This window comes from Candidatus Protochlamydia phocaeensis (genome assembly GCF_001545115.1).
GTDB lineage: Bacteria > Chlamydiota > Chlamydiia > Chlamydiales > Parachlamydiaceae > Protochlamydia_A > Protochlamydia_A phocaeensis.
Genome location: NZ_FCNU01000022.1, coordinates 308,493 through 316,127 on the forward strand (window position 1 = coordinate 308,493; position 7,635 = coordinate 316,127).

Here is a 7,635-nt window from a genome sequence, read left to right on the forward strand (position 1 = left end):
AAACAACTCCCCACTTACAATCTTATTTATCATAAAAGATTGTTAATTAAAAAAAGCCTTTAAAGCCATTTAGTTGCGCTATCTCTAATGCATTAAGCTACTCTTAGGAGCTTTGCAAGCAAGAAGAAAGGCCTTATCAAGAATGAGGATGATAACCCAAATTAAGGATAAATCATGGTATTAAGTTTGCAAGACTCGGCGCTTAGAGTTTTAATTGATCAGCTTCCAACAGAATTGACCCCAGCAGATGAAACGCAATTACATTTTCTCACGCACTTTTTTATCGATTCTCAGCTAAGCGCCCACATTTGTTTACAGATTATTGAGCAGAAAAAAGACCTGCGATTATTATCCTATTTTTCCAACAATTACCTTTCGCACATTCCTCCTTTAAAAAAACTGCATAAGGGCACTCTCGATTGCGTTAAAATCACTAAAATCCTTTTACAAGCCTTTCCGCACCTAAAAGCACTTGATTTCTCCGCACAACAACTCCCTAACTTGGATGAATTGAATTTATCCAATTTAGAGGAATTAAACTTTCAAGGATGTCAATCTTTCTCGGAAAATTCCTTACCCCTTACTCAGGATAAATATTCCCATCTCAAAAAGCTTAATTTGACCAGCACGGATATTGCCAGTTTAGATAATTTAGACTTGCCTCAGCTCGAAGAGTTAAATTTAAAAGGTTGTCGAAGCTTACCGTTAGATGAATTTTTCAAGTTCAAAACTAAATATCCCCATCTCAAAAAGCTTAATTTGAATAGTACGGATATCGCAAGCTTGGAAGGGTTGGAATTGCCTCTTCTTGAAGAGTTGGATTTAGGAAATTGCATCAGCCTGTCAACAGAGGAATTTCTCAAGCTTAAAGCTAAATGTCCGCATCTCAAAAAGCTTAATTTACAAAATACTCGGTTTACCAGTTTGGAAAGACTGGATTTACCTCTTCTTGAAGAATTGGATTTAGGAAATTGCATCAACCTGCCAAAAGAGGATTTTCTCAAGCTCAAAGATAAATGCCCCCATCTTAAAAAACTAAATTTGCTAGGTACGAATATTGCCAGCTTAGAGGGATTGGATTTGCCTAAGCTCGAAGAGTTAGATTTAGTGAATTGCACCATGCCCCAAAATGAATTTCTCAAGCTCAAAGCTAAATGCCCTCATCTTAAAAAACTGAATTTGCGAGGTACGAATATTGCCAGCTTAGAGGGATTGGATTTGCCTAAGCTCGAAGAGTTAGATTTAATCGGTTGTAGAGTCTTGCTAGCAGAAGAATTTCTCAAGCTTAAAACTAAATGCCCTCATCTTAAAAAACTGAATTTGGGTTACAATTTAATTGTCAGCTTAGATGGAATGGATTTGCCTAAGCTCGAAGAGTTAGATTTAACCGATTGTAAAAACCTGCTACCTCATGAATTTCTCAAGCTCAAAGATCAATTTCCCCATCTCAAAAAGCTTAATTTATATGGCACAAATATTGCCTGCTTAGATGGGGTGGATTTACCTTATCTGGAAGAGTTAAATGTAGGCTATTGTAAAAACCTACCAGCAGAAGAATTTCTCAAGCTCAAAGCTAAATGCCCTCATCTCAAAAAACTGAATTTGCGAAATACGAATATTGCCAGCTTAGAGAGGTTGGATTTACCTAAGCTCGAAGAGTTAGATTTAAACTGTTGCGAAAACTTGCCTGCAGATGAATTTCTCAAGGTCCAAGATAAATGCCCCCGTCTCAAAATGCTTAATTTACATGACGCGAATATGGTCAGTTTAATGAGGTGGAATTGTCTTATCTAAAAGAACTAAATTTAGACCGTTGTAATAAACGCTTGCAGAAGGATTTCTCAAGCTTAGAAATAAATAACCGAATCTTAAAAAGCTTCATGTAAAGAGTTTTCATCCCTTAATACTAAATAATTTAGATAGCAACACTCAAGATAGCTATAACGATTTATTTTATTTACAACACTTAAACAAAAACTCATTCAACGAACTAACAAACTATAAATAAATTAATCAAACTCAATCCCACTCAATTATTTTTTTTGAAATAATCAACAGATTAATAAAAAAAAATAACTTTGCACATTAAAATCTTATTTAACATGGAATTGTTAATTTAAAAAACCTTTGAAACTATTTATTTAGGCTATCTCTAAATGCATTAAGCTACTCTTAGGAGCTTTGTAAGCAAGAGGAAAAGCCTTATCAAAATGAGAATGATAATCAAATCAAGGATAAATCATGGTATTAAGTTTGCAAGACTCGGCGCTTAGAGTTTTTATTGATCAGCTTCCAACAGAATTGACCCCAGCAGATAAAACGCAATTACATTTTCTCACGCACTTTTTTATCGATTCTCAGCTAAGCGCCCACATTTGTTTACAGATTATTGAGCAGAAAAAAGACCTGCGATTATTATCCTATTTTTCCAACAATTACCTTTCGCACATTCCTCCTTTAAAAAAACTGCATAAGGGCACTCTCGATTGCGTTAAAATCACTAAAATCCTTTTACAAGCCTTTCCGAACCTAAAAGCACTTGATTTCTCCGCACAACAACTCACTAGCCTAGATGAATTGAATTTATCCAATTTAGAGGAATTAAACTTTCAAGGATGTCAATCTTTCTCGGAAAATTCCTTACCCCTTACTCAGGATAAATATCCCCATCTCAAAAAGCTTAATTTGACCAGCACGGATATTGCCAGTTTAGATAATTTAGACTTGCCTCAGCTCGAAGAGTTAAATTTAAAAGGTTGTCGAAGCTTACCGTTAGATGAATTTTTCAAGTTCAAAACTAAATATCCCCATCTCAAAAAGCTTAATTTGAATAGTACGGATATCGCAAGCTTGGAAGGGTTGGAATTGCCTCTTCTTGAAGAGTTGGATTTAGGAAATTGCATCAGCCTGTCAACAGAGGAATTTCTCAAGCTTAAAGCTAAATGTCCGCATCTCAAAAAGCTTAATTTACAAAATACTCGGTTTACCAGCTTGGAAGGGCTGGAATTGCCTCTTCTTGAAGAATTGGATTTAGGAAATTGCATCAGCCTGCCAAAAGAGGAATTTGTCAAACTCGAAGCTAAATGCTCGCATCTCAAAAAGCTTAATTTACAAAATACTCAAATTGCCAGCTTGGAAGGGCTGAATTTGCCTTTTCTCGAAGAGTTAAATTTAGTGAATTGCATCAGCCTGCCAAAAGAGGAATTTGTCAAACTCGAAGCTAAATGCCCACATCTCAAAAAGCTTAATTTACAAAATACGAATATTGCGAGTCTGGAAAGGCTGAATTTGCCTCTTCTCGAAGAGTTAAATTTAAATCATTGTCGAAACTTACCGGCAGAAGAATTTCTCAAGCTTAAAGATAAGTATCCCCATCTCAAAAAGCTTAATTTGATTAGCACGCAGATTGCCAGCTTAGATGGGGTGGCTTTGCCGCTTCTCGAAGAGTTAGATTTAGTGAATTGCCCCCTGTCTCCAACAGAATTTCTCAAACTCCAAAATCAATGCCCCTCTCTTAAAAAACTTTCTGTGGAAAATACTCAGATTGCTAGCTTAGATGGATTGAAATTGACTCGGCTTGAAGAATTAAATTTAAATTTTTGCTTCAACCTAGCAAAAGAAGAATTTCTCAAGTTTAAAACTAAATGCCCCAACCTCAATAAACTTACTTTATGGAATAATAAGATTGCTAGCTTAGATGGCTTAGATTTGCCTTATCTAGAAGAGTTAAATTTAATTACTTGTGAAAATCTGGCAGCGGAAGAATTTCTCAAGCTTAAAACTAAATGCCCCAACCTTAAAAAACTAAATTTGAGTGATAATAAGATTAGCAGCTTAGATGGCTTGGATTTGCCTTATCTAGAAGAATTAAGTTTAAGAGGTTGCCAAAACCTGCCAGCGGAAGAATTTCTCAAGCTTAAAACTAAATGCCCCAACCTTAAAAAATTGCATTTGAGTGACAATGAAATTACCAACTTAGATGGGTTGGATTTACCTTATCTGGAAGAGTTAAATTTGGATCGTTGTAAAGACCTACCAACAAATGAATTTTACAAACTTAAAACTAAATGCCCGAATCTTAAAAAGCTTAATGTAGCAGGTACCCATCCCTCTGTTCTAAATTATTTTAAGCAACAACATCCGCAAATGGCTGTGTGGGCATAAATGTGCAAACGTTAACAATTTAAAATTAACATGAAGTTCAAATAAATTAGCAGGCTGCTTACAAGCTAGCCTGCTAAATCAGCATAGCTAATTATCGATCTTCAACACATCACTAGCTACTGAGCCAATTCTGCGCACGAGAGGATGTTCTCTTTTTCTCTTAGAAGACAAATTTAACATCATACCCATTTCCTGAATCAAAGCCTCTTCTTCTTTGCTAGAAAATCTTCTCCAATGCTCTTTTGCTTGGGTCTTTTTTCCCTCCATGCGCAAAACCGCTATACTGCCTTTCAATGAATTCAGAGGGAGTTTTTTAGCCATCGAATACATGCTCAAGACAACTCCGTCATATTCCGAATAGACAATCAGTTTATGGCCCTTAAGGCTTTTAAACGCCTCTTCTACGTCATTGACTTTCCACTGATCATATTCCAATATCATTTTGGCAAAGGATCCTGATACCCCTCCCAAAAATCCTTTGGAAACAGTTGGCAAATCCAAAAAAGATCTCTCTGTAATAAGATGCAGCCCGGATCCAGAAATTTGATCTTGAAATAATTTAGCGCCTCTAGTCGCTGCAATTCCACCCAAGGACTGGCCATAAACAATCATATGATGCGGAAGTATTCCCTTCTCTTCCGTCAAAAAGCAGCAAGCTGTATAAACTGTCAATTTCATGGATTCCATGTTGACATCCCCTCTACCGGCAAGAACAGGATAATTGACAATGAGAATATTAATCGGCCCTAATTTATTTTTAATAAGGGAAACTAAATATGAAGAAAAACCGTCTTCATAATACCCATTCGCTCCTGGAGCAAATAATAACGCTTTTTCTGCTAGTTCTTCGTTTTGACTATCAGAAGGAAAAAACATACCATCTAATACACTTCCGTCAGGAGAGGTTAACCGCACTCTTTCTGCCTGAAACTGCGTGATCAATTTCTTTCTCTTATTTTCCCATTCTGGACTATCTGAAGCAGAAAAAAGGCATTTTTTGCAAAGATTGTGAATGGGACCATCAAATAATAGGCGAGGAATACTTGCAAAAGAATAATTTGGCTTTTCGGGCTTTTTATATCCTAACGGTAAAGGAGCCAAATAAGTGATAGAAGAAGGAACGATGCTATTCATAAAACCCGTTTGTTAAATCAAGGATGGTAATTATATATTTTTGAATCTTTAAATAAAATAGATAAAATCTTAAAAAGTCAACATTGATTTTAATCATTAAACCCATTTATTTTTGTTTACATTCATTTTTATAAAATTAAAAATTTACTTAAAAACAAAGCGTTTTAAAACACAAAACAAGTATAAAATCACCTCCACTTATAAAATTAATCTTTTAATTCATAATAAATAAGGATAAATCATGATCCCAACTTTACGCGAGCAAGCCTTAACAGCTTTTATTGATCAGCTTCCCGAGAAAATAAATTCCGAAGATGAACAGCAACTGCAAATGCTTAAACAATACGTAGTCGATCCTCAAACAAGCAGCCAAATTTGCTCAAAAATATTGGAAAGCAAGAACAAAGATCCTAACTTATTAGGTTATTTTTCCAATAATTTCATCTCCAGCCTTCCTCCTGTGAGGTTAATTCATAAGGCTGAACTCGGTTATGCAGAACTTTTGACTCTCTTTGTCACAGCTTTTCCCAAGCTGAAAACGCTTGATCTGTCCGATTTATCTTTAACAAGCTTGGAAGGACTCCCCTTATCCGCTCTTGAAGAATTAAATCTTAAAGGATGTACGGAACTTCCTGCTGCAGAATTTTATATACTCAGCGAAAAGTGTCCCAATCTTAAAAAGCTTAATCTTTCAAAGACGAAAATTGCTGGTTTGATTGGATTAAATCTCCCTCATCTAGAAGAATTAACTTTGGAAGATTGCTCCAACCTTCCGGCAGAAGAATTTCTTAAACTCAAAGAAAAGTGCCCTAATCTTAAAAAACTTAATCTCAGAAAAACTTCTATTAATAATTTAGATGGAATAACGCTTCTTTTTTTAGAAGAATTAACCTTGGAAAATTGCACAGGACTTCCTTCAGAACAATTTCTTAAGCTTAAAACCAATTGTCCTAATCTTAAAAAACTTGATCTGGCATTCACCCATATTTCTAGCTTGAGTGGCTTGTCCTTGTCTAGGCTTGAAGAATTGAATTTATATAAAGATCAAGAGATTCCCGCTGAAGAATTTTTGAAGATTCAAGAGCTCTGTCCGCATCTAAGAAAGCTTGTTCTTGCCTATACAACGCTCACCAGTCTAGATGGATTGCATTTAGTACGCTTAGAAGAGCTAGTCTTATTTGGGGCTTATGATCTTCCTGCCAAAGAATTTTTAAAACTTCAAGATTTATGTCCAAATCTGAGAAAGCTGGATCTTACCTATACCAGGATCGATAGCTTGGATGGATTGCATTTAAGGCACTTAGAAGAATTACATCTTAAAGGATGCGAAGACCTTCTCGCAGACGAGTTTCTTAAAATCAAGGTGTTGTGCCCGCAGCTTAAAATCCTGAGTCTATGGGGCACTAAAATTGACAGGTTGGATGAGTTGAAATTACTGAACTTGCAAACACTTATTCTCAATTACTGCCAAGCACTTGGTGCATCTGAATTTGTTAAGCTTAACATCAATTGTCCTAATCTAAAAATCCTGGATCTTTCCTCTACGCAGTTTAAAAGCCTAGAAGAATTAAATCTCGCGCAATTGGAAGTCCTTCACCTTTTCAACTTACCATGCGCTATTCCACAAGATCTTCAAAGCGTATTTCCTCATCTTAAAATTTCGATTTAATTCTAACAGTACCTGTAGGATAACCGCTCTTAAATGAGGATTATTAACCTAAGTTTAGATTTTTTTACTCTTTCGAGTACCTCAAAGCCTTGAAGATGAACAAATGGCAAGCAGTCAATATTAAAAAATAGGGACCGTCTTGCCATTTTTCATCTGCATGAGCTTTCCCGTCAGCCCACAGGGTAAAAAAACTCCAAACTCAGATTTTTAATTGGCTGCGAAGAGATTGATCGCAACAGATTTAAAGATAAAATAGGGAGAAAAGCTGTATCCCTCTCGCTTCGGTTATCACATAAAACGCAGAGAAAAAAGAGAAGGGATTTTTAAGGAATTGAGTGCCCAGTCTTTTTCTCTGAGCGGTTGCAGGGGCAAGAACGGGAAGGCCAGGAAAATTGCAAATCAAAAAATTTAAAGGCTAAAAACCAAGAAAATTGCAAATCGGTTGCTGGCAAAAAAAAGGCCTTAAAGCGGATGCTTTAAGGCCATGAAAGAAAAGCTTGGCGGCGACCTACTCTCCCACACTCTTGTGTGCAGTACCATCGGCGATGAAAGGCTTGACTTCTGAGTTCGGGATGGGATCAGGTATTTCCCTTTCTCTAATGCCACCAAGCGAAAAAGTTTAAATGAATCGTAAATCTCGTTAATTCACGTGTAAAAATCAGCGCTTG

The 7,635-nt window shown here is 36.1% G+C and carries 4 protein-coding genes and 1 rRNA gene; 3 read left to right on the forward strand and 2 right to left on the reverse strand.

Features of this window, described 5'->3' with window-relative positions; all coding sequences use genetic code 11:
- Positions 1-174 precede the first annotated feature (174 nt).
- Complete coding sequence (locus BN3769_RS08695) at positions 175-1,794, forward strand: leucine-rich repeat domain-containing protein (RefSeq protein WP_068469622.1); 1,620 nt, start codon at positions 175-177, stop codon at positions 1,792-1,794.
- Positions 1,795-2,241: 447 nt separating this feature from the next.
- A complete protein-coding gene (locus BN3769_RS08700; RefSeq protein WP_068469624.1) occupies positions 2,242-4,164 on the forward strand; it encodes a leucine-rich repeat domain-containing protein in 1,923 nt (640 codons plus the stop codon).
- 87 nt (positions 4,165-4,251) lie between these two features.
- Here BN3769_RS08700 and BN3769_RS08705 read toward each other — a convergent pair whose 3' ends face one another.
- Complete coding sequence (locus BN3769_RS08705) at positions 4,252-5,298, reverse strand: alpha/beta hydrolase family protein (RefSeq protein WP_068469626.1); 1,047 nt, start codon at positions 5,296-5,298, stop codon at positions 4,252-4,254.
- A gap of 241 nt (positions 5,299-5,539) precedes the next feature.
- Here BN3769_RS08705 and BN3769_RS08710 point away from each other — a divergent pair, with 241 nt between their 5' ends.
- Complete coding sequence (locus BN3769_RS08710) at positions 5,540-6,967, forward strand: leucine-rich repeat domain-containing protein (RefSeq protein ID WP_068469628.1); 1,428 nt, start codon at positions 5,540-5,542, stop codon at positions 6,965-6,967.
- Between the two features lie 495 nt (positions 6,968-7,462).
- On the opposite strand, the gene rrf is transcribed toward BN3769_RS08710, so the two are convergent.
- Positions 7,463-7,577 (reverse strand): 5S ribosomal RNA (rrf, locus tag BN3769_RS08715).
- Positions 7,578-7,635 lie beyond the last annotated feature (58 nt).

Excerpts from the sequence above, each read along its gene's own strand:
- BN3769_RS08710 (WP_068469628.1), top strand. The coding sequence starts at position 5,540 with ATGATCCCAACTTTACGCGAGCAAGCCTTAACAGCTTTTATTGATCAG.
- BN3769_RS08705 (WP_068469626.1), bottom strand. The coding sequence starts at position 5,298 with ATGAATAGCATCGTTCCTTCTTCTATCACTTATTTGGCTCCTTTACCG.
- BN3769_RS08695 (WP_068469622.1), top strand. The coding sequence starts at position 175 with ATGGTATTAAGTTTGCAAGACTCGGCGCTTAGAGTTTTAATTGATCAG.
- BN3769_RS08700 (WP_068469624.1), top strand. The coding sequence starts at position 2,242 with ATGGTATTAAGTTTGCAAGACTCGGCGCTTAGAGTTTTTATTGATCAG.